At 51.7% G+C, this 23,680-nt stretch carries 18 protein-coding genes and 1 riboswitch; of the genes, 4 read left to right on the top strand and 14 right to left on the bottom strand.

The genetic code is table 11. From position 1 onward, the window contains the following. The first annotated feature begins 1 nt into the window (after position 1). Positions 2 to 820: a hypothetical protein gene (locus tag ACO0LM_RS11695; protein WP_423037230.1), complete on the top strand. Its 819-nt coding sequence runs from the start codon at positions 2 to 4 to the stop codon at positions 818 to 820. 190 nt (positions 821 to 1,010) lie between these two features. Then, positions 1,011 to 3,908 carry a M16 family metallopeptidase gene (locus ACO0LM_RS11690; RefSeq protein ID WP_423037228.1) on the top strand — a complete coding sequence of 966 codons (2,898 nt, stop codon included), beginning with the start codon at positions 1,011 to 1,013 and terminating at the stop codon, positions 3,906 to 3,908. 190 nt (positions 3,909 to 4,098) lie between these two features. On the opposite strand, the gene ACO0LM_RS11685 is transcribed toward ACO0LM_RS11690, so the two are convergent. From ACO0LM_RS11685 to ACO0LM_RS11660, 6 genes are all read right to left on the bottom strand, one after another. After that, entirely contained in the window at positions 4,099 to 8,289 is a 4,191-nt protein-coding gene (locus tag ACO0LM_RS11685) for a translocation/assembly module TamB domain-containing protein (RefSeq protein ID WP_423037226.1), read from the bottom strand. A 1-nt stretch (position 8,290) separates the two neighbouring features. Further along, positions 8,291 to 10,192: an autotransporter assembly complex protein TamA gene (locus ACO0LM_RS11680; RefSeq protein WP_423037224.1), complete on the bottom strand. Its 1,902-nt coding sequence runs from the start codon at positions 10,190 to 10,192 to the stop codon at positions 8,291 to 8,293. Between the two features lie 10 nt (positions 10,193 to 10,202). Continuing rightward, positions 10,203 to 10,646, bottom strand: a complete 444-nt coding sequence (locus ACO0LM_RS11675; protein WP_422987485.1) for an ExbD/TolR family protein — start codon at positions 10,644 to 10,646, stop codon at positions 10,203 to 10,205. Between the two features lie 16 nt (positions 10,647 to 10,662). Continuing rightward, positions 10,663 to 11,358 carry a protein TolQ gene (tolQ, locus tag ACO0LM_RS11670; RefSeq protein ID WP_423037222.1) on the bottom strand — a complete coding sequence of 232 codons (696 nt, stop codon included), beginning with the start codon at positions 11,356 to 11,358 and terminating at the stop codon, positions 10,663 to 10,665. 144 nt (positions 11,359 to 11,502) lie between these two features. Further along, on the bottom strand, positions 11,503 to 11,901 hold the full coding sequence (ybgC, locus tag ACO0LM_RS11665; protein ID WP_423037220.1) for a tol-pal system-associated acyl-CoA thioesterase: 399 nt from the start codon (positions 11,899 to 11,901) through the stop codon (positions 11,503 to 11,505). Positions 11,902 to 12,058: 157 nt separating this feature from the next. Next, positions 12,059 to 12,811, bottom strand: a complete 753-nt coding sequence (locus tag ACO0LM_RS11660) for an SDR family NAD(P)-dependent oxidoreductase (protein ID WP_423037218.1) — start codon at positions 12,809 to 12,811, stop codon at positions 12,059 to 12,061. Between the two features lie 132 nt (positions 12,812 to 12,943). Next, positions 12,944 to 13,089: riboswitch (ZMP/ZTP riboswitch) on the top strand. Between the two features lie 113 nt (positions 13,090 to 13,202). Here ACO0LM_RS11660 and glyA point away from each other — a divergent pair. Next, positions 13,203 to 14,453, top strand: a complete 1,251-nt coding sequence (gene glyA, locus ACO0LM_RS11655; protein ID WP_423037216.1) for a serine hydroxymethyltransferase — start codon at positions 13,203 to 13,205, stop codon at positions 14,451 to 14,453. A 58-nt stretch (positions 14,454 to 14,511) separates the two neighbouring features. Beyond that, positions 14,512 to 14,964 (top strand): transcriptional regulator NrdR, encoded by a 453-nt coding sequence (gene nrdR, locus ACO0LM_RS11650; protein WP_422987495.1) that lies wholly within the window; start codon positions 14,512 to 14,514, stop codon positions 14,962 to 14,964. Positions 14,965 to 15,019: 55 nt separating this feature from the next. Here nrdR and ACO0LM_RS11645 read toward each other — a convergent pair whose 3' ends face one another. The 8 genes from ACO0LM_RS11645 to ACO0LM_RS11610 form a co-directional block, all read right to left on the bottom strand. Continuing rightward, complete coding sequence (locus tag ACO0LM_RS11645; protein ID WP_423037214.1) at positions 15,020 to 15,715, bottom strand: energy transducer TonB; 696 nt, start codon at positions 15,713 to 15,715, stop codon at positions 15,020 to 15,022. A 53-nt stretch (positions 15,716 to 15,768) separates the two neighbouring features. Continuing rightward, positions 15,769 to 16,209 (bottom strand): type IV pilin protein, encoded by a 441-nt coding sequence (locus ACO0LM_RS11640; RefSeq protein WP_423037212.1) that lies wholly within the window; start codon positions 16,207 to 16,209, stop codon positions 15,769 to 15,771. A 60-nt stretch (positions 16,210 to 16,269) separates the two neighbouring features. Beyond that, positions 16,270 to 20,115: a pilus assembly protein gene (locus tag ACO0LM_RS11635; RefSeq protein ID WP_423037210.1), complete on the bottom strand. Its 3,846-nt coding sequence runs from the start codon at positions 20,113 to 20,115 to the stop codon at positions 16,270 to 16,272. A 20-nt stretch (positions 20,116 to 20,135) separates the two neighbouring features. Then, a complete protein-coding gene (locus ACO0LM_RS11630) occupies positions 20,136 to 20,801 on the bottom strand; it encodes a pilus assembly PilX family protein (RefSeq protein WP_423037567.1) in 666 nt (221 codons plus the stop codon). A gap of 44 nt (positions 20,802 to 20,845) precedes the next feature. Then, positions 20,846 to 21,886, bottom strand: coding sequence for a PilW family protein (locus ACO0LM_RS11625; protein WP_423037208.1), 1,041 nt, complete (start codon positions 21,884 to 21,886; stop codon positions 20,846 to 20,848). 15 nt (positions 21,887 to 21,901) lie between these two features. Beyond that, entirely contained in the window at positions 21,902 to 22,420 is a 519-nt protein-coding gene (pilV, locus tag ACO0LM_RS11620; RefSeq protein ID WP_423037206.1) for a type IV pilus modification protein PilV, read from the bottom strand. Between the two features lie 42 nt (positions 22,421 to 22,462). Further along, the gene (locus ACO0LM_RS11615) at positions 22,463 to 23,044 is read right to left on the bottom strand and encodes a GspH/FimT family pseudopilin (RefSeq protein ID WP_423037204.1); all 582 of its coding nucleotides are present in this window, start codon (positions 23,042 to 23,044) and stop codon (positions 22,463 to 22,465) included. A 403-nt stretch (positions 23,045 to 23,447) separates the two neighbouring features. Beyond that, a partial coding sequence (locus ACO0LM_RS11610; RefSeq protein ID WP_423037202.1) for a hypothetical protein occupies positions 23,448 to 23,680 on the bottom strand: 233 nt, incomplete at its 5' end.

The raw sequence follows: 23,680 nt of genomic DNA, 5'->3' as shown, positions 1-23,680 counted from the left end.
TATGTTAAGTACATTAAAACAAAAATATCAAATGATGCGTGCCAGAAATATCACCGAATTTTCAGGCTACAAGCGTCAGTTGATTGAAGTTCCTAACGCAGTGTTTTTGCAATGGCAGGCTAAAGCAAAATATGAATTCCCCGGCATCCCCAGTGATGCCATTTTTTTTGCCCGCGCCACTGAAGGGCTGATGATGTTCTTCGATTATGTACGCCGCAGCAATCGCCCCTGCGCCCTGCCCTCCAAGGCAGTCGACTCGGTCTGGCATGCCTGGAATAGCTGGTCATCAATCCATCTGGATAACTTCTGTCTCAAGCACTTTGGCCGCACCATACCACACGTTGAAGCAGCACAAATGAGCAACGAGATGGATGCCGCATTGGCCAACTGCCTGGTCACGGCACAACGGGCAGAAGGCCGCCTACCCGGCAGCGCATCCCTGCCGCGCCTGTTTGCGCTGGACCGAAAACTACACATGCCGCAAGGGTATTCCTACTTTGCCACATCCTTGCGTATAGGTTTCCGGCACATGAATACGCGTGCTGCCGACACCGGCAAAGCCATCTATCCGGAAAGCTTTGACGCCACCCAACTGCTAGCAGCCGGGCTGATTTCCAACCTGGCGTATGAAGAAATGATGAAGAAGCAAGCAAAGGCCGCCAGCGCCGGCGCATCTTGCGGTAGTAGCTGTGGCAGCAGCGGCAACAGTAGCAGCAGCGCAAGCTGCGATGCCAGCAGCGGCGGCTGCGATAGCGGCGGTTCAAGCTGTGGCAGCAGTTGCGGTAGCAGCTGTGGTGGTGGCTGCGGCGGCGGTAGCTAAGTCGTGCAAAGACTGAAGCATGCTCCATGTTGACGAGGCGGATTGCATGGCTGCGGATTGCGGCCATGCAAAGTAGATGAGACTGCGACACCACCACAGCGAACATCAATCAAATCATTGCTCAGTCAAAACACAATCATCTTCATGAGCGAAATAGACGCGATCGCACAATTTCAAAACGAAATTTCACTTGAAATCATGGCGCAAGGTACACTGGTATTTTTTTTGCACTATCGACCACATGCCGTCCTATTTCACTGCTTTATTCCATCGTTCCTCCAGACTGACGGTCTGCCTGATTTTTGGTATTGCCACTCTGCCAGCACTGGCAGCTATCAACCTCAATGACCCGATTCCTGTCAATCCAGCCCTGACTCTGGGCAAACTGGATAATGGTCTGACCTACTATATCCAAAAGAATGACACGCCACGTAAAAAGGTGGAACTGCGCCTGGTCGTGAAAGCAGGTTCGGTGCTGGAAGATGATGATCAGCAGGGTCTTGCGCATTTCACCGAACACATGGCTTTCAATGGGTCCACCCATTTCAAGAAAAACCAGCTTATTTCCTATCTGCAATCTATCGGTGTGAAATTTGGTGCCGACCTGAATGCCTTTACCAGCTTTGATGAAACCGTCTATGTGCTGCCAATACCGACCGACAAAAAAGCTTACCTGAAAACCGGCTTCCAGGTACTGGCCGACTGGGCCCAGGGTGTCAAGATGAAGGATGCCGATATCGACAAGGAACGCGACATCATCCTGGAAGAAGCCCGCCTGGGTAAAGGTGCCGATGACCGCATGAGCAAGCAATTGCTGCCCGAAGTCTTCAATGGCTCCAGATATGCCGATCGCTTGCCTATAGGCAAGGAAGACATCATCAAAACCTTCAAATATGATGCGCTGCGCCGTTTTTACCGCGACTGGTATCGCCCCGACCTGATGGCGGTCATCGTGGTTGGTGACATCGATCCGGCAGACGGCGAACAAATGGTGCGCGAGTATTTCTCCGGGCTGAAAAACCCGCTGCCGTCGCGCCCCCGCCCGACCGTCACCATCGCTAAAAACCTTGAGTCCAAGGCCCTGGTCATTACCGACAAGGAAGCCACCAACAACTTGCTGATGATACGTTACCCCCTGCAACCCATCGCCCCGCGCCTGACCATAGGCGATTACCGGCAGGATATTATCAAGAGCGTTTACAAGTCCATGATGAACAAGCGCCTGAGCGCGCTGACAGAACAGGCGCAACCGCCTTTCCTGGGTGCATCTGCCGGTACCGAACAGGTCGTGGAAGGCTATGAATCCTTCATGTCTGCCGCAGTACTGTCACAGTCAGGCATACCAGCAGCAATCAATGCGCTGGTGCAGGAAAAAAACAGTATCCGTCGCTTCGGTTTCACCATTGCCGAATTTGAAAGAGCCAAGAAAATCGAGGCGCGCGAATATGAAACCATGTACAACGAACGCAATAATTCACCGTCCTCCAATTTCGCCGGCGAATACATACGCAATTTTCTGCATGCTGAGCCTATCCCCGGGCTGAAAAACGAATATGCCTATTTCAAGGAATTTCATGATGGCATTACACTGGAAGAACTCGACCAGTACGCAAAAAAAGCGACGCCGGATGACACCAGCAAACTCATCTTCTATATGGGCTCCAACAAGGCCGGTGAAGTCGTTCCCGACACGGCTGAACTGCTGAAATTTGCCAGCCAGGCAGAAAACCGCCCGATACAGGCCTACAAAGAAAAAGAATCCCGCAGCGCGTTGATGAACACCCCGCCCACGGCGGGCCAGATTGTGTCTGAAAAAGAAAACAAGCTGCTGGGCCTGACTGAGCTGGGCCTGTCGAATGGCGTCAAGGTGATATTGAAGAAAACCGACTTCAAGAGCGACCAGATCTTGATGAGTGCACGACGCTTCGGTGGTATGTCCGTCTATGGCGACCAGGATTTCTACAATGCCTGGTATGCCAATCCCATCGTCTGGGAAATGGGCATGAGCAATTTCAGCGCCAAGGATGTGCAGGAAACCATGGCTGGCAAATATGCCACCGTCAGAACCTCGATCGACAATTATGCTGAAAGTTTCGGTGGCACATCCAGCAATGAAGATATTGAATCCATGTTGCAACTGCTATACCTGCGCATGACCAGCCCGCGCAAGGACAAGGTCTTGTACCAGTCTTTCATCAATACCCAGAAAGAACTGGCACGCAATTCCTCGGCCCGTCCAGAAGCCATTTTTTCAGATCAGATTGTCACTGCACTGTATCAAAACCATCCCCGCGTCATGCGCCAGGCCAAGGTCGAGGATTTTGACAAGCTGGACCTGGAACGCAGCATGGAAATCTTCCAGGACAGATATGGCAGCGCCAAAGACCTGACTTTCATTTTCATTGGCAGTATTGATCTCGACAAAATCAAACCGCTGATCGCCACTTATCTGGCCAGCCTGCCGACAACAGATATCAAGACCGGTTATCAGGATCTGAAAATTTTACCGGTACGCGGCGTCGTCAAAAAAGATGTCAAGGTCGGCAGCGAACCAAAAAGCATTATCTCCATCAGCTTTACCGGCCCGACTGTGTATTCGCGGGAAGAAAACACGCGCTTCCATGCCATGCTGGATGTATTGGAATTAAAGATCATCGACGTCATACGCGAAAAACAGGGCTTGATTTATAGTGGCGGCATCAATGGTTCCATACAAAGAATCCCGCAGATGCAATATGGCATAGACATCAATTTACCCTGCAGCCCGGACAATGTGAACAAGGTCATCGCCGCCATGTTTGCCGAGATACAAAAACTGCAAACGGCTGGCCCTTCGGCAGAAGATGTGAACAAGGTCAAACAGGCCTGGCTGCAAGACCATCAGGCCGACCTGCGTAGCAATGAAAGCTGGCTCGATCATCTGCAAACGGCAACCCTGTACCAGACTGATCCTGAATCCATACTGTCCACTGAAAAACGCATCAAGGCCGTCACCGCCAGCCAGATCAAGGACGCAGCCAATCGTTATTTCAATATGCAAAATTATGTGCAGGTAGTCTTGTATCCAGAAGATAAAAAAGACAAATAGATAGGATCTACGCAAAACCGCCCCAACTGCGTTGCAGCTCCTCTCCTAGGAGCCGCGTACTAAAGTACTGTCTTCGTCGCTGCGCCTTGTTGGGACAATTTTGCGTAAATCCTAATAAAACCAGACTTATGGAAGGGCCTGGCTTTTTTTGAGCCTGCAGATTACTGGTCACAGTCGCATGCACGATCAATCAATTGAACGAGAACGTATAGTTCACATCCACCGCCGATTCGGTACCGGTGCGGCCAATAATGCTGACCCTGCGCGTCAGTTGCCAACTGAGTTTGATGCCGCCACTGGCGTCTGCCAGACCACGTTCTATCGACAGCACCAGGCCAGGCATCAGGCGCTTGCCGACGCTAACCACCTGGTCTGTACTGGCGCTAGTATTACCGGTAGAACCGGCCACGGTTTGCCCGGGCAAGCGAGTCGTATTATTGGCGGAGGATGAACCGATGGAGAATTCATCAAAGCCCAGTCCCTGCACGATATCGCGCGGCACATTGCGGCTGCCATCGCCCCCGAATATGGCCGACGCGGCCGACATCAGCAAAGATGCATCACTGCCCGCCAGTTGATCAGCGCCACGGCCCAATACCAGCCATGACAGTTTTTCAGCATCCGGCACGGCAGGTTCCGACACCAGCCGGACTTGTGGCGCAGCGACCGTACCAACAATTTCCACCCCCGCCTCTACCGCCAGGCCACGGCGCAAGGCACGAATATTCAAACCGGGATTAGACGGTGGCCCCTGGAAATTCAAAATACCGCGCTCTATCGCCAGTTGCTGCCCATATCCTTCATACACGCCTCTGACGGTGCGGATGGAGCCGGTCGCCTGCAAGGGACTACCATCGATGGAACGCAAACGCAAACTGCCCTCCAGCCCGGTATCGAGCCCACGCCCGACAAACACAAAGCGTGGCCCCATGTCGAAGCTGACATCGACACGGGTTTTCAAACCTTTTTTCGGTGCGTCACTGTCATTGTTTTTTACTGCCAGTTTGTCGCTTTTGCGGGTCACCACCACATCGCTGGACAAACTCGGCGGTGGCATTTTTGGCAGTTTGAAATAGGCGCCATCGGTATCCACCTTGCCGTTCAGGCTCCAGATATTATTGGCTTCGACAATGTCGGCCTTGCCAGAAACCACCAGCCACCTGTCCTTGCGCTGCAATAAGGGGAAATGCTGCCACTGCGCCTGTATGCTGCCGGTTTCCTTGCCCATGTCGATATCACCACTGGCCTTGAATTCGCCTTTCTGTCCCACCAGTTCCATGCCTTGCAACAGCGCATGGCGCGGTACATTGGTGATCGTATTGGAAAACTGCAGATTGCTGACCTTCAGATGGCTGTCTTCAATTTGTGCATCCAAGCTGCCATTCGGTAACAATAAACCTTCAGCGGCAAAAGCGACTTCCAGCTCGCGCCCCGTCAGGTCAGCGCGGTAACCGGGTTTGCCAACCGTGCCCATCAGACGCGCATCGACATTCAGTTTTCCTTTGAGTACCAGGCCTGGGTTAATCCATGGCCCCAGCCATTGCAGGTCAGGGATGACAGCGCTGGCCTGGCCATTCAGCGCAGCCGTTGGTGCGATGGTCCAGGCACCGCCCTGTTTGCTTAACAAGGTATTGGCCTTGATTTTCCAGCTACCCAGGCGCGCGCCCTCGGCGTTCATGGTCAACGCCAGGTCTTCGCCATCGGTACCTGCGACCAGGCCGCCCACTTTCATCTGCAATTGCAAGTCGCGTATACCCAGAGCGACAGAATTGCCAGTGCCATCCGGATCATTGAAACGTAAATCACCGCTTTGACGCTGTATTTTAATCTCACCCTGTGCATGTTCATGCAATTGCAGATCCCATTGCGCGTTCAGTTTGAGGTTGCCGCTGACGGCATATTGTGGTCGCACCAGGTTGGCAATCTCTATCACCCTGACATCGGTGAGACGGCCCCTGGTTTTCAGCGCAGCGGGTGTCCATTCCAATTCTTCCAGCACCAGGCTGCCCAACTCACTATGCAATGTCAAAGCCCCCAGACGCACTGACTGCGATGACAATTGCAGAGGGGCGCTGCCTTGCAGTTTTACATCCGGCTTGCCATTCAGGTTAAGTGCCTGCAACTGGCCATTCCAGCTCCAGCCTTGCGCATTTTTTGAATCCGCCTGCATGCTGCCATTTGCACCCAGGCCAAAAGTCTGGCGATTCGGGAAAGTGCTTTCCAACGTGATGGTATGGGCGTCACGCCGGCCCTTCAATTGCAGATGCAGTTCGCTTAACTTGTCGGCTGCAGCCTGTGCTTTAAGCTGCGCTGGCGTTGGTGTTGGCGTTGGTGCCGGCGTTGACGCTGGTGTTAAGTTAGCGCCAGTCGGACTGACACTAAAATCAGGCAAATCACCGCCGATATGGCTTGCCACTATGTCGCCGTCAAAATTACCCTTGCTGCCATTGTCGAGGTTCAATCTGGATTTCAGTTGGGCGATAGCCCATTCCCGGTTTCCGTATTTAATGCGCAATTGCTGGGCCTGCGCATCCAGGCTGCCAGCGGGTTCGGCAAACCGGCCACGCAGGCTGACATCGGCCTTCAATGCACCACTCAGTGCCAGTTGCCAGTTACTCAGCAAGGGGTTGAGATTATTCAATTCCGGTGCATCCAGATTCAGTTTCAGCACATCATCCGCAGCACCCCAGTTACCCTGTCCCGTCAGGGTATTTTTTCCCCAACGCAGATCCATTTGCTTGACGCGCACTTGCTGGTCCTGCACCCATTGCATCTCAAGACTGGATTGCACGGTCTGTCCTGCATATTGACCTTGCAGTTGCGGCATGCTGACTTGCAGGTTGAGACGTGGTGAAATTTCGCCCTGCAAGCTGAAGGCAGCTTGCAGATTACCAGCGGGTGTGGCTATCCAGCGCGCCGGGTCAAAATTCGTCAGCCTGGCCTTGAGCTTGAACGCCTGTTTACCAGAAAAAGCGATATCTCCCGCCCCCTGCAAATGGGCATCTTCTGCCTGCAAATCAAATTTGTCGAGACTAAACAATTGCGTCACGCCATGGTAGGTGGCGTCGGCCTTCAGGCTGGCCTTGGCATCCGTCAGTTGGGCCTGCAATTGAATGATTTTGTCCTTGCCGGTCTGGGCAGAAAGCTTGCCCTTGATCTGGCTGGCATGCAGGCGCTGATCTATCTGTGCCAGGTCAACATTGGACAAGATCAGTTGCACATCCGCAGCCAGCTCTGCATTAACCCAACTCAGACGGGCATCCCCCTGCAATTTGCCATTGCCATTCAATTGCACTGCCAGGCCCTGCAAGCTGAGGCGATCCGCTTCCAGTTGCAGCCTGGCTGTCAGCGACTGCACTGGCAAGCCCTGTTTGTTGATGGCTGCTGCCTGCGCATTGCTGGCACTGACATCGCCGGCCAGCACAAAACGGGAAGCATTTTTGTCGCCCGCCGGTTTCAGCTTGGCCAGCAAACGCAAGTCGGCCTGCGGCGCCGCTGCCTGCCAGGCCGCAGGATTAAAATGCTGGATGTCCAGATTCAGTTGACGTAAATACGGTGCAGTAAAAGGTGTCAGACTGGCCTGCGCATGCCCCTGCAATTGCGCATTGTGCTGGTTCTGTTCTGCTGCCTGGGCTTGCAATGCCAGTTGCAAATCCTGCAGGCTGCCAGACACGCTCCCTTTCAATGCCAGCGCGGGTATGTCTTGTTGCACCTGGCCTTGCAGGCTGAACTGGCCATTCAGTGTATACGGGCGCAGGCTGGCCAGCGAAGATTGCATTTCTGCCCGCCCCCATGGGCTGGTAACACCCGCCACCAGACGGTATTGTCCGTCTTGAAAATGCAGGCTGCCACTGAGTGCGCTCAGCTCCAGGGTTTCATGCTGGGTGCCATCTACTGACAAGTTCGCCACATGCAAATGCCCCAGCGCCAGCTTGTGTGCATCCAGGGTAAATGGCAGGCTGAGGGTAGCCGGCAGTTGTGCCGGGTCTTTGCCAGGCAGGCTGGCAATGCGCAATGAACTGGCTTGCAAGCGTGGAATATCCACCTGCTGACGCCACAAGGCAGCAGGACGCCATTGCAGGCTGACGGCAATCGCCTCAATCACCAGCGTCTTGCTCTTATAACTGAACTTATCAATGGCCAGGTCATCTCCCACCGCACCCTTGACACCTTCAAATTGCAGGCTGCCACCACTGATTTTTTCTGTGACTGCCAGCAGGGTCCGGGTACCTGATTCGGTCTTGCTGGCCCAGGTAAGCAGAATAGTCAATGTAACGATTAGCAGCAGCAAAAACAGACAGGCGGACAACAGCAGACGCGCCAGCACCGAGCGATTTTTTTTGGTCTTTGCTACTAGCGTTTTTACTTCGGGTGTCGTCATGTCAGAAAGCGATAGCGATGGAAAAATCCAGCCTGAATTTTTTGGTCTGACGGCCAGATGCCAGGTCCAGGGCTATCGGCCCGGCGGGTGTTTTATAACGCGCGCCCACACCCATACCCTGGCGCAGATTTAATTCACGCCAGTTATCTGCTGCATTACCTACATCAATAAAAGTAGCCGCGCCCCATTCGGGATACAGCCAATGCACATATTCAGCACTGGCAGTCGCCATGACACGGCCGCCACGGGTACTGGTGGCGTTTTGTATACCCAGGCTTTGATAGGCATAGCCGCGTACGGTCGTGCTGCCACCGGTACGGAACAGATAGTCTTCAGGAATGCCGTCACCGCTGGTGGAAAATACATTACCCACTTCAGCCCGCACGATCACGCTGTCATTCTTGCGTACCGGTATCCAGCGCTGGTATTTGCCATAGACCCGCACGAAACGCTGATCTGACCACAAGGCTTTTTCTGATGCAGCCAGATCCAGTTGATAAATCTCGCCCTTGCGTGGATCAAACGGTTGATCCACGTCACGCCAGGTCCAGCCCACACTGGCCACCAGCGCCCGGTGAAATTCATCCGGGGTATTGGCGACGGTCAGTTTTTCCCTGACAATATTCAAGCCCAGGCGCTGTTCAAGATGGCCGCGCGTGCTGGTGCGCTTGACACCCAAAGACTGGCGATTGGTCAGCACACCGGATATATCTTCGCGCTCTATCAATACGCCAAAAGAATCCAGGTAATTGTTTTCACGCGGCGGTAAATAGATGTCGGCGTAACCCAATTGCCGACGTTGCTCCAGCCTTACCGCAGTACGCAAATCCCAGGCTTTGCCCAGGATATCGCGGTCACGATAAGCAACTTCACTGCGGTAGCCAGTATTGGTGCTGTAACCCAGGCCAAAACTCAGGTCACGTGCCTGCCGTTCAACCACGTTCACGTCAACTGGCACGGCAGCGGCTTTTTCCGGGTCCGGGTCTATGCCCACGGTGACAGTGGCAAAATACGGTGAGTTCTGCAAGGCGCGTTGAAAATCCAGCAGGCGTGAACGTGAATACGGTTCCCCCTTTTTGGGTGCCTGATAGCGGTCTATCAGCCACGAAGGATAACGCTGCATGCCGGTGACCCGTATCTCACCCAGGGTGAATACCGGACCACTATCGACGTCCACCTCCAAGATGCCACGGTGTTCATCGGCATCGATTCTGGCTTCGCTGGAAGTCAGCGTTGCCGCCGCATACGCATCGGCACGCAGGCTTTCCAGCAATTGAGTTTTGGCGTCGGTCCAGTCGGCGTCGCGAAATGGCTGTCCTACCGCCAGGCCCCAGTCTTCCTGTAAAGCACGTCTGCGCTTGAAGGTCGGTTTATCCCCGGCATCTATGGCATCGGCCATGGGGCCCAGTATTTTGATTGAGACATTTTCTATCAGCGTGCGCACACCGGCATCTACTGTCACGTGTATCAGTTTGGCAGTGCCCGTTGGGGTGTCGGTATTGTCGAGATTGTCAAACTGTATCTGCGGTGAAAAATAACCTTCGGTTGCCAGGATATTGCCAATGTCCTGACGCAATTTGCGTATCAGCGCTGGGGTGATATTTTGCGCATCGGCGCTGGCAGAAAATTCGGGAATATGCTGCCGCAGCAAATCCGCCCAGCTTGCTTTCGGGGTTTGCAATTGCAGGCGTCCACTGCTGGCCCTGACCACGGTGTCGGGATCGATATCGGGATTTTCCGGGGCTGGAGTGAGCGCCGTGACTGGCGCGGCAGTACTGGCTCCCTTGGCAGGCGGGGTGGGCGCAAGCACCGGTGTTGCCACCTGCTGCGCCCTGACCTGCCCTGTGCCGATCAACCCAAGGGCACACCCTATTGCAAGAGAGGTACGCAGTGTTATCTGCATCAGTAATCGCTCACTTGGTTGCCAGCCCAACACGATTGATGCCAAGTTTTTTCGCTTCCGAAATCACCTGTATGACTTCATCATAAAGCATGCCCTTGTCGGCGGAAACCAGTACCGACAGTTCCGGCTTGGCATCATGGAACTCGCGCAGTTTCTGCATCAGTTGCTTGCGGTCTTTGGCTTCTTCCTTGCTGTCCTGGCGGTTATTGCCGTTACTGCCTGCCTTGCTGTTGATGCTGATGGTGGAAGGTGCATCCGGACGCAGGGTAATTTCTATATAGTCGGATGGCGGTTGTGTCGATTGTCCAGCCGTCGGCAGGTTGATGACGCTGGGATTGGTCATTGGTGCACACACCATGAAAATCACCAGCAACACCAGCATCACGTCGATATACGGGACGACATTGATTTCTGCCTTGAATTTGCGTTTACGTTCGCCTCGCAGAGTACTCATGCTGACCTCTTTCCTCTTAGCGCGACTGACGCTGGAGGATATTCGAGAATTCCTCGATGAAGGTTTCGAAACGAATCGCCAGCCTGTCTATGTCATGCGAATAACGGTTATACGCCAGCACCGCCGGAATCGCCGCAAACAGGCCAATTGCCGTTGCGATCAAGGCTTCGGCAATACCTGGTGCCACTGCCGCCAGCGTCGCCTGCTGTACATTGGCCAGGCCACGGAAGGAATTCATGATGCCCCAGACCGTACCAAACAAACCGATATACGGCGACACCGAACCTACCGACGCCAGATAGGACAGATGGGATTCCAGCAAATCCATTTCACGCTGGTAAGACGCACGCATGGCGCGGCGTGCGCCGTCCAGCATGGCACCGGCATCCAGCGATGCCTTGTTGGCGGTTTTTACTTTGTGGTATTCGCTCATGCCGGCTTCAAAAATACGCTCCAGCGCACCGGTATTGTCACGGCCATTGCGACGGTTATTGGTGGCAGCGGCATACAAATCCACCAGATTGCCGCCAGACCAGAAATTGCGTTCGAATTCTTCTGTCTGCCCACGTGCTTTTTTAATGGCAAACATTTTACTGAAGATATAAGTCCAACTGGTCAGGGATACGCCCAACAGCAATAACATGACCAGTTGCACCAGGATGGAGGCATTGGTAATCAGGCTTAAGAATGAGAGATCTTGGGTAACAGTCATATTGAATCACATAAAAAACAAAAAACGTAAGCCTGATGACATGCTGCGTTCAGTCAGGCGAGTATTCAGCGGTATCCGATAAATTTGGATAAATTTGGACAAATTCAGGCACATCCTGACAAATTTAGGCACTTTTTGACAAATTCAGACAATTTTTGTCAGAACATCGTCAGGAATGGCTGCTGGCCGCACATTCACCTTGTCCACACATCCCACCTTGATTTTGCCGCTAGCCAACAGGCGTTCGCCGCACCAGGCCTGCTGTTCGAACTGTACCGATGCCCTACCCAGCTTTTCGACTACAACCGTCAGCCTTAGTTCATCATCCAGTCTGGCAGGTGCATGATACTCGACTGCCGTGGCTTTGACGACAAACATCAATCCATGCTGATCGGCCATCTGCTGCTGGTTCACCCCGGCTGCGCGCAACCATTCGGTACGTGCACGCTCAAAAAATTTCAGGTAATTAGCATAAAAAACGATACCACCCGCATCGGTATCTTCATAATAGACCCGCACTTGCCATTCAAACGCTTTGCTCATAATGTAAAACTTTGCGGGAAACTAGTGGACTGCAACAGCCCACTAGAAAAGTTATCATAGAAATCATCATTGTAAACTGCTTCTGCCAGGAATGACTGAAACCATGCCGATCTGCTATCGAATCAGCATGATTAACCTTCCCCAGGCCATCCGGCCGTCAGGATGTGGTGCGCTTGATGGTCAATGGACCATACCCCTGGCAAGTCGGCATCATTTCTATGTGATTGATGTTGACATGCGGCGGCAAAGTGGCAATCCAGTAAGCAGTTTCAGCAATATCGATGGCTGTCAGCGGTACCGTGCCCTCATACACCTTGGCTGCCGCATCGTCATTGCCACGATAGCGGACATTCGAAAACTCGGTGCCGCCACACAAGCCAGGGGCAATATTCGTGGCCCTGACCCCGGTGCCGACCAGGTCAGCCCGCAGGTTCTTGGTAAATTGATCCACAAAAGCCTTGGTAGCACCATATACATTGCCACCTGGATACGCCGTTGAACCTGCAACCGAGCCGATATTGATCACCAGGCCACTGCCACGGACCACCATGGCCGGCAAGACGGCACGGGTCACTGTCACCAGGCCCTTGGTATTCGTGTCTATCATGGTATCCCATTCATCCTGCGACGCCAGATGTGCAGGTTCAGTGCCCAGGGCAAGACCGGCATTGTTGACCAGCACATCGATTTGCTTCCAGTCCTGTGGCAGGCCTTCCAGGGCCAGGCGGATGGAATCCTTGCTGGTGACATCCAGCGTCACCGGCAATAAGGCCGCACCAAGTTCGGATTGCAATGCGGCAAGTCGTTCTGCACGACGGGCGGCGGCAATCACCTTATGGCCCTGGCTGACAAATTTTCGTGCCATTTCTTCGCCAAAACCTGAGCTTGCGCCTGTAATCAATACGATCATGCTGATTTCCTTCAATGTGATGGATGAATACTGGCATTTTAATGCACATGCAGCATTTCCGATGGGCAGGCATGTATTTGACCGGCTTGCACTTGCCCATTCAAACGCCATCACGTAAAATCCATGCACCATTTCGTCTCACGTGACTGGCGAAACGGCCGAACCTGCATCAGCAGGGTATGCGGAACACGCATCACACCGGCCAAAGATGGAGATCCATCGGGAAGCGTGAGATTTCGGAGTCAACCTGACTCCAGCCGTGCGCCTGGGTAGCCTGATGGTAAAAGCAATGAGGCTGCCCCCTATCCGTTTCAGACACCTCATTGACATCAAGCAATTGCTTAGTGATTGCTTATTAATTGTTTATTAACAGGAATAATCAGGAACCGCCATGTTTGCAAATAATCAAACCCTCGCCAACGTAGATCCAGAACTGTTTGCTACGATACAAAAAGAAAACGTCCGTCAACAAGAGCATATCGAGTTGATCGCGTCAGAAAACTATTGCTCCCCAGCCGTCATGGAAGCCCAGGGCTCCCAATTGACCAACAAATATGCCGAAGGCTATCCAGGCAAGCGCTACTACGGTGGTTGCGAGCACGTGGATGTGGTGGAACAACTGGCAATTGATCGCCTGAAGCAATTGTTCAATGCCAATTTTGCCAACGTGCAACCAAATTCTGGCTCCCAAGCCAACCAGGGCGTCTTCTTTGCGCTGTTGAATCCAGGCGATACCATCATGGGCATGAGCCTGGCTGAAGGTGGTCACCTGACCCACGGCATGCCCTTGAACATGTCCGGCAAATGGTTCAATGTTGTCTCTTACGGTCTGAACGCCGTAGAAGACATCGATTACGACGCCATGGAAAAACTGGCACGCGAAACCAAACCAAAACTCATCATCGCCGGCGCCTCTGCATTTGCGTTGCGTATAGACTTTGAACGTTTCTCGAAAATCGCTAAAGAGGTTGGTGCCTATTTCATGGTTGACATGGCGCACTATGCTGGCCTGGTCGCTGCTGGCGTCTACCCTAACCCGGTACCGTTTGCGGACGTGGTCACCTCCACCACCCATAAGAGCCTGCGCGGTCCACGCGGCGGCATCATCCTCAGCAATGACGAAGCCATTGCCAAAAAGATCAATTCTGCGATCTTCCCTGGTATCCAGGGTGGCCCACTGATGCATGTCATCGCGGGTAAAGCAGTTGCATTCAAGGAAGCGCTGTCTCCAGAATTCAAGACTTACCAGGAACAAGTCGTTAAAAATGCGGCCGCCCTGGCAACTACCCTGACTGAACGTGGTCTGCGCATTGTTTCTGGCCGTACTGAATCGCACGTCATGCTGGTTGATCTGCGTCCTAAAGGTTTGACAGGCAAGGAAGCAGAAGCCATCCTCGGTTCTGCCCATATTACCTGCAACAAAAACGGTATCCCGAATGATCCGCAAAAACCGATGGTCACTTCCGGTATCCGTCTGGGCAGCCCGGCCATGACGACACGCGGTTTCAAAGAAGCCGAAGCAGTGAAAGTCGGACACCTGATTGCGGACGTACTTGAAAATCCGCATGATGCCGCCACCATTGAACGTGTGAAAGCCGGTGTCAAAGCATTGACCGATGCTTTCCCGGTCTACGAAGCATAATTCAGCGACATAAAACGCCACTCCATGAGTGGCGTTTTTTAAACTTTAGGCGAACTCTATGAAATGCCCTTTTTGCCACAATGACGATACCCAGGTTATCGATACCCGTGTTTCAGAAGAGGGCAATGTGATCCGCCGCCGCCGCCGCTGCGCCGATTGCGATAAACGATTTACAACCTATGAACGGGTTGAGCTGGTGATGCCGGTCATCGTCAAGAAAAATGGCAGCCGTACCGAATACGAAACCGCCAAACTGCGCGCCAGCCTGATGCTGGCCCTGCGCAAGCGCCCGGTCTCCGCTGAAGCGGTGGAAACTGCCATCCAGCGTATAGAAGAAAAATTACTGTCCAGTGGCGAACGCGAAGTCATGTCCGGCCACGTCGGCGAACTGGTTATGCGCGAATTGAAACGCCTCGACAAAATCGCCTACATCCGCTTCGCCTCCGTCTACAAAAGTTTTGAAGACGTATCGGAATTTGCTGAAGCGATACAGGAAGTCAGGAAAAATTAAGCTGCAAAACAAGCAAGACCATTGCACAAATCACATGGAATGCCATGCTGCTTTATTACCGAATCACTTTCTTTGATACTTCAATAAATTCAAGCGGGTGAACTGCAGCGCTCAGTGATACTTCGATCACAAACTGGCTCTTCACGGCAACATCACCAATCATGCCCGGAGCAAACTTCATTTTCAAGAATTGTTCTTTCACCAAGCGGGTGGCTTCTGCTGAAAGTTTGCTCTCTTCAATTTCGATGTCGTCAACGTCGCCATTTTCATTGACCAGCACGCGCAATTGCAGGGGTTTTTCTGGAACCTCATCCATGACCAGGGTGAGGGTTGCGCTGGGCTCAACGTTATTCTGCACCTCTGGTGGTGTAGTCAATTCGTCAACGTGGTAATAATAGCTAAGCGAATCGGCGGTCTGCAACAAAGCCGGGGGACTCTTGTGTTGAACTTGCACTTCCCTGAACTTTTCCGCTTGATTATTATGTCGCAGATTATTTCCGGTCGGCGGGCGGGAGACAGCCTTGCGGGTATCAGGCTGCGACGTATCAGATGCGACGAAGTGAATTTGCAGGATTTGGGACGTATCAGCATGCTTAACGATGCTATCTACATTCCCATCCTGAGCGTTTTTACATAAGACAAACACCACCAGTAAGCCATGCATCACCAAAGAGAAAGTTAATGCAAAGACGGAGCGGGAAGTATCATTTTTTGTAATAATGTAAAACACGAAATTGAATTGCCGTGACATTTTCCTGCCTATTGCTTACGTCCTCCAGGCAGGAAAACATCCGTTCGTGCCCTCTATTTATTCCAGCAGGCTGCGGCACCACCAGTACCAGTTGCATCACGCACACCGGCGCTGGTCAGGGTCAAGGTAGCACAAGTAGTGTCATTGACTTGATCATTTGCTGGCACTGCTTGCAAAGTGTAGGCGGTTGCCGTCGGAGTACCAACAAAAGACAAGTTGTACTTTGTTTTCGATGAACGCGGTGAGGTGTTAAATGGTAGTTGCGCCGTCGTCAAGGCGGTTGTCCCATCTGGCATCAATGCGTAACTGTTTGTCAACGAATAATTTCGCTCCATCCACTGCTGCAACTCCATCAAATCGCCTTTGGCTGTATTCCGATTACCGGTCAAGACATAGTTCCGGTAACTGGGAATACCGACAGCAGCAATCACGCCAATAACGACAACCACGACCATCAACTCTATCAGGGTAAAACCACTTGAGGTTTTGCGCATAATCTATTCCAAATTTAAATGCCCCTGGCAGATCCAGGAGCTCGTCACAATTTATAAGATTTAACGAATTTGCCGCCAGGAAAACCTTACCCCTGTAACCGCACTTTTATTTAATTCAACTCCTGATTGACTTTCCGGAGGAGGACTGCCACTACCACTACCACTACCACCAGCAGTGAAACCAACCCTCACGCCACCAACTTTTACCACCGCTTTCTTGCCGCTGGATACCACAGAACTGAAATAAGGTATCCCCATTCCCACTGCCCCCCAACTACTGAGTTGGACAGGTGTGCCCGAAGTATTGTCTATTACCGCAGCGCCACTGTAGGCGTTAAAGATATTCACATACCCGGTACCCGGCAAACAGGCAGTGGCAGGTGTGAACGAACTGACCAGGACAATACCAGTATCTGCCGGCATGATCGAATTGACGATACTGCGCTCACCATTAACGTTCGGCATATCCATATACCAGCCCTTCTTGGTCGCAAAGTTGACCGCATTGGAAGATGTGGCTCTGAAAAAATCCCCCGCCGCATTTACTAAAGTTGTTGAGGTGATCGTTTGTGCCACCAGATCGGCTTTGGTAATGGGTGTCGCTGAGAACGTATCCGCGAATCCAAAGATTGTTTGCTGTACAGTGGTATTGTAATCAGCCCTTTCTATATATTTTCCTGTACCAAAAACGACGGCCCATGCACTAGGCACCAAGGCATGCGGCGCTACAGCAGGTGCCGATGTGATCGGTTGCGTTGCACTACCGGCAAAGGCTTTAGTCACTTTCCATGTGCTGGTTGCTGTATCCCATCTGATACGCCACATATTACCCTTCAGGTCACCAGCCCAGACCGTGTCTATCCAGCCATCACCCTGGGTTGCGATTGGTAAGGGGGTCGCAAGACCATTGTTTCCCAGCGAACCTTCAACTTCGATTTTGTTGATCACACTGCCATCATTGGGATTAAGCATATACAAGACTGCCTTGCCGTTGGTACTGCCAAAGCCGTTGCCAACAATGACTGCCCACTTGCCATTCGTTGTTCCGTCCGGGATTTTTGTAATCTGTAATACCTGCCCAGAAATAGGGCTTTGAGCGGGCTGATTATAGCTGTAGCCCATGTCCGTATCATTGGTGTCAGAGAATTCCCATTTGGAAATCGTAGCCGCATTTGCTTCTGAAAATCTGGTCGGATCAGTAACATCAAGCGCAAAGTATCCTTTGCCACCGGCACCATAACTACCGACCAGCAAGGTCGCCCAACCGCTGGTCAATTGGACATCACCTATCATCGGTGTCGAATCGACATAGAACTCATGCGTATAGGTGAGTGTCGTCAAGGCAGAAATCTTGGGGGCTGAAGTAGTAGGATCTATCTGCATGAACTTGCCCGGCACATAGGCAAATAATTCCTTGCCTTTGCCCGTATCAGAAGCGTCAAAGGCGTGCAGCATGCCGTCGTTCGCGCCTACGTAGACGACAGGTTTCCTATTTACATTGTTGGCAATAAATGCAGAGTATCCGGGGAAGGCATTGCCTGCGTACAAGGCACTGGGTGCAGCCACATAAACAGGGCCAGAACCGACGATGTCACCTAATTTGGTTTTCAAACGGGTTCTGAATATACCGCCTGTCCTGGATGATTCTTTGGAAGAGTCGCCACGTATATAGTTGACCCTGTTAACACCTAGTAAAGTGGGTGTATCAGTCAAGCCAGTCGCTGGATTGGTATCCATTAAAGCTTTATCTGTCGCCGACAGATTAGCATATTTAAAAGCAACGCCTGCGTTACCGGAACGGGTAATAATCTGACGCGCGGTATCCGTTTGATAGGTCGAATACGTGGTCGATGCAGTCGGGTCCAGCCAGACAGAAGTGTCCCAGTCTGGACTCGCATCGCAAGTAGCAACAGCCACATTAAAACCGCATGCTTTTATTGCCCCGCGACCACCATTGGTCAACGTGTAACTTGCATAGTAAATTCCTTTGGCTGAAGCGATAGACACGCCAGATGTCGCAGGTGCGGCACCATCACCCAGACTACCGGCAGCAACAATTTGTTGAAACACATTACTCAAGCCATTTTTTAAACCGATAGGATCATTACCCGCATACCAGTTGTCTGGCGTGCCGTTACCATCCTTATCCCAGGACTTGATCGAACTGGTTAACGCTGTCGAATTGGGGTTCAAGTAAGGTGCTTGCGTCAGGGCAGGATTAAAACCACCATATTTGGCAGCGGTGAACATAGGTGTCATGGTAGCGCCTGTCTGTACCGGGTTTCGACCGTTAAAAGGCTCCATGACGTCAACAAAGAAGCTGGTGACCGTCTGTTTCTGATCCGTGATGCGCTGTGCAGCCTTGTCTGGTCGTATATCATTGACGTGCGCCCAATAAGCCAGGCCGCCCAGATACCAACCGGCATTTCGTCCAGGTGACGCGGCAGCATTAATCGTGGAAGCGCTGACAGTAGAATTAATAATACCTGCCTCCATGTTTGCCACATTGTCGGTCCAATCATTAAACTTCACCGCAGTACCTGGGCTCGGTGGATTATCCGTAGGGGCTGTAGCACCACAATTACTATTTTGATTACCAGGTATTCTGGTGTCGCACCAATTATTGACGTCACCGATGGTAACAATAAAATTCTGCTGGCAAGAACTGGTTATTGGGTCATTGGCAGCAACCGTTGCATCAAAATTAATCACTGGAAAGCCATCTACCATTGCCGTGGTGGGGTTCGCGATGGCCTGTGGCGTCGGGCTCATCTTCCTCAGGTAGCGCAATGATTCATAAAACAACTCAGCCATGGGATCATAGCCTTTGTAACCACTGGCATAACCAAACTGGTTCAGGTAATTGATGACGCCGCTGTTGGTGGCACCACTCGTGGCAGCCTGATCGCTGCTATCGGGATTAACAGTGAACACACCTGTAGTGCCACTCCACTCCAAACGTGGATTGACAGTTGACAAGGCAATCGGGTCTGCAATCGTAGGGCCGACCGATTTCATGCGGGCACGCAGCACGCCCCCTTGTCTTGATTGTGCCGGATCATTCAAATATCCAAATGCAGAGAAGCGCATATTTTGGTTATATTGCTGCATCAAGCCTTCAGGCTTATACGTTCCACCTGTAGTGGAGTAATCGGTACAGTTTGATTCCAGCCCAGCTACCTTGTCGCACACTTTGACTCTGACATGGTAACAAGTCCATGAGGGATTATTGTTATTATTCACCGCCTTATAGTCCGTTACCAATTGGGCGCAGGTATGAGTACCCATTTGTGCGGTCGTCAGATTGCTGACTGCCACACTTCCTCCCGCCTGCACCAACATCTTGTCACCCATGTTAACGCTGCGATAAGTCTGTTGTGTTGCAACGTTTGCGTCTGTCGTCGTTGCTGACCGGTCTGGAAAATAAGATGTGCCACTCTGCGCATCGTTATAAGCGCGTTGTAATACCGTCGTTCCTGCCGAGTCAATAATGCGGTTACCCCCCGTCATGATTTGGCGGAATTGATCCAGGTTGGCCATGGATACCCAATTCAGCAAATTGCCTTTGAAAGTTCCAGTTGCACAAGCCGTCGGTGAAAAATACAGGTTGCTGGTGCTGTATGAATAGCACTTGGCACTGTCGAAGTAACCATAGTAGGTCGCTGCAGGATCATACGTTGATGATGACGAGGCCGCATTAGTTGCTGCATAACTGGCCGCATCACCGGTAGGAAATTCCACCGACAGCGCAAACACCACATTGGATAGCGCACGGTCGATATTTTCCAGAGGCATCTTGGACGGTGTCACATTCGCTGCAACAGAAGCAGCAGCCAAGCTTGCGATAAAGCAGCCGAGTGCCAATTTTTTCAGAAATGAACCAGGCAAATAGTGGGTAATCATCATTATTCCAGACAATATTTAAATCAATGAGGAGCAACTACGCTCTGTAACATCACAACTGTATTGGGATTTTGTCCAACAGCGCGCACGGTAATCCGAACCGCGACACGGGCAGAGCCTGAGGTTCCGGCAAAATCAGCAACCAGGCCGCCTGGGGGGAAAATTTCCATGATATACCTCGGTTGGGCTGCGACTTTTGGTATTGCCGTTGCGCCTGTATAGGTGCCATATGCAATAGTAGGATTGGTACCGGTCGATCCGGTTTGTGGTGCCCAATTCGCAGCGGTATCGTCCCATACCGGTACTGGCGCCGTTGCATTATCCAAGGGTAGGCATTGGCCACGCACACAATCTGGCGTCCAGGTCTGACGCATGGTGCTGGTCCAGACCCAAAAGCCGTCTCTGAGTAAAGGATTGTCCGGTCTCGCCGCTGTAGGGCGGCAAGTCACAGCGCCAGCGGCACTTCCGCCCGGGCAAAATGTTACATTGTCTGCAAGCAAACTGGCCAAATCGCGTTCGGCATCGCGCAATGTCAGTTCAGCCGCCTGCAAGGCAATATTACGATCACGCAAGTTATTCGACATGCGTTCTTGCAAAGTACTGTTTTGCATGGCAGATAGCCCAAGCAAAGATAAGGCCATTAACAATACGACTGTCAATATCAGAGAGTTGCCACGTTCGCGATGCATCGCGAATTGACTTTGTCGTGGACGTGATTTGAGGCTAGCGGATCTCATGGCAGCACATCCGGAGAGGTAAGAATATTATTGCGCAAAGAGAAAGTCGCACGCGTAATCTGACGATAGCGCAAGTCGGCCAAAGACACGCTCGTCCCCCTACAATCAGTGTAATTTGTCCCTTTGAGCGCTACGTTTTTTGCCGTTGCCACTGTTTGCAGGCAAACACGAACGGACAAAACCCGTGACCAATCTGCCACACTGTCTGCAGTGACATATTGAGCAACAGCACTATCGCCTGGAACGGTTAAGCTGACAGTTGCAGGGGCAACTCCGTAGAGGATATACATATCCTCTACGCCTTCTGCAATCGCCTTAGGTTTGCTTGGATCACCGTTACCAATACACATTAAACGCTTGCTTGCCACGTCAACATAGAAACGATTGATCGCCAAAGGCCCTGCCGGGCTTGCTGTAGCCCCGTTCACATTATTGCCGCCACAATCCGATCCCTTACCAGTATTGGCGTCATATGCCGACATGGTGTCAATCGCCGCAGCTGCAGGCAGAACCGCTCCTGCATTAGCACCTACATCACTATTGAGCACCTGATACGCCACCGTCAGAGAGCTTGGACTGGTCGCTGTAGCAGACGCACAAGTCCAGTTAGACAATTGTAAAGGATCACCTGACGTAGTAAAAAGCCCCTTGCACCCCATCACACCGTGTATCTTGTTTGCTCCACTACTATACTCTGGTGACTGTCCAAAATACATGGACAGCAAATCTGAATTGGTCCTGTTCGGATCGGTTTTTGACAACCAGTCCTTATTTGCCGGCTGCAACAAATTTTGCCGTGTCCCAGGATTATTCACAGCATCAACAAATCCGGCCAGGCGAATGTGATAACCGAGTACATCCATCGCGGCCCTCATGGTCTCTTGCTGGCGGGCGTCACTGTCCTGATATTTGAATGATTGGGTATTCGCGACATACAGGCTGACCACTGCAGCCGACATCACAAGTCCGATCGACATGGCAATCATCAACTCCAAAATACTGAAACCGTCTTCGCGGCGCATGACAGAACGAGTCATTTCTTCAACCTTTAATCATGGAATGAATGGCGTGCTCAAGCAACGCACACCAACAACTGCCGGCGTTGGACACAAGGAGTCAGTCGAATTTGCATCAATCAAAGCCTTTTCCTTCCACATGACAACAATACTAAAGGCCGCGGCATTATTCGCTGTTGGTATCAGGGCACCAGCACCACCAGGGAGAGTCCTGGCAATGTCATTGGTCCAGTCAGACAGATCAAGCGTGGCCATATTGGCTGGAGTACACTCGGTTGCATTGGTTCCACAACCAGGGGCAGTCGGTATAGTAGTAGACGCCGTTGCATAACCATAATTCCTGGTGTATTGTCCCGCCTTTACACCGGTCATATTCGCGCGCATACGATCCGATAACTCCAGCGAGAGCAAGGTTGCCTTGGACCGTACCGCAGAGTCTTTATTGTATTTCAAGGATGTTATTTGCATGGCAGCCAAGCCCAATGCACCTATGGCAAAGATAACCATGGTGACCAATACTTCCATCATGGCAATACCAGATTGCCGTTTATGCATAGCTTTGTGAGCCAATGTTGCGCTAGTTAACATCTTGATCCTCTAGTTCCCACAATAACTGTCCGCAGCCAATTCTGCCGGTGTATCGACCCGTGGCCTGCCCTGTGAATTGACACAGACGGTTCGACAATTTGACTGATCATCTCCTGACGGAGGGCACATGGTGATTTTGCCGCCAGTAAATGTAGGCAACGGCCGCCCCAAGCCCGTAAAAACCAGGTTTTGTGCGCTACCGCCAGAACCTACCGCAGTGGTATTGCCGCTTAAAGCCGGGTAAGCGCGAATCACCGTTTCGCCTGAGTTAACTACACCATCATAATTGGGGTCAGCAAAGACTATCCAGCCTGCAGCCCAATTGCTACCTGCAGCCTGACAAGTAGTGCCGTTTGCACTTCTGCAAATGGTTACACCACTATTCCTTTTGACCGCTTCAGAACGCGCTAGATTGATTGCGCCAATAACATCACTTGACTGTGTCCTCATGCGCGCACCAATAATGAAGGCCTTCAGACCTGGCACGGCAATCGCCGATAAAACGGCAAATATCACAATAGTGACCATCAGCTCAATAAGAGTAAATCCGCGCTCTTTGTGACTGGAGTGATTGATCTCTGACTTGCCCATTAGAGCCTTCATAATAATTTTTTATTGAAATAATACATTTCGGCAATACGGATGACGAATAATACTTGATATTCAGCAGTATGAGACACTGCAAAATCCGTGCCTGCAAGTAAAATTTGTAAGCAATTCTGTCAGAGTAACTTCCCGGCGAGAGAAAGTCAAAATGGCATAAAAACAATACGACTCCATGCCACTGGCGACAAGCTGCATCTATAATTTTCCTAGTAGCAACAATATTGTAAGACCGCTCACCACAGAGACACGGAGGCACAGAGGTTCACAGAGCAAAGCAAGAGATTCTGACGTTTCATTACTGTCCCGCTGATACCCCCGAAGGCCGAGGCACAGAGTAAAAGCAGAGAAACCCCTGATGCTCTTACCTTTTCAGACTTTCTTACCTTTCTCAGTGCCCTCTGTGCATCTCTGTGCCTCTGTGTTGAGAGGTCTTGAAGTTGATGTTGATGATGTTAGTGTTGTTTTTGATCTGGTGTTGCGCGTGTATTTTCCGTTCGCGCAAAGCGAAACCCCCGCTAAATTGCTCTAGCGGGGGTTTCTGGATACAAGCCTGACAATAACCTACTTTCACACTGGTTGCAGCACTATCATTGGCGCGTAATCGTTTCACGGTCCTGTTCG

This window comes from Undibacterium sp. Di26W (genome assembly GCF_049340265.1).
In the GTDB taxonomy this organism is placed as follows: Bacteria; Pseudomonadota; Gammaproteobacteria; order Burkholderiales; family Burkholderiaceae_D; genus Undibacterium.
This window is presented reverse-complemented; position numbering and strand designations above follow the sequence as displayed.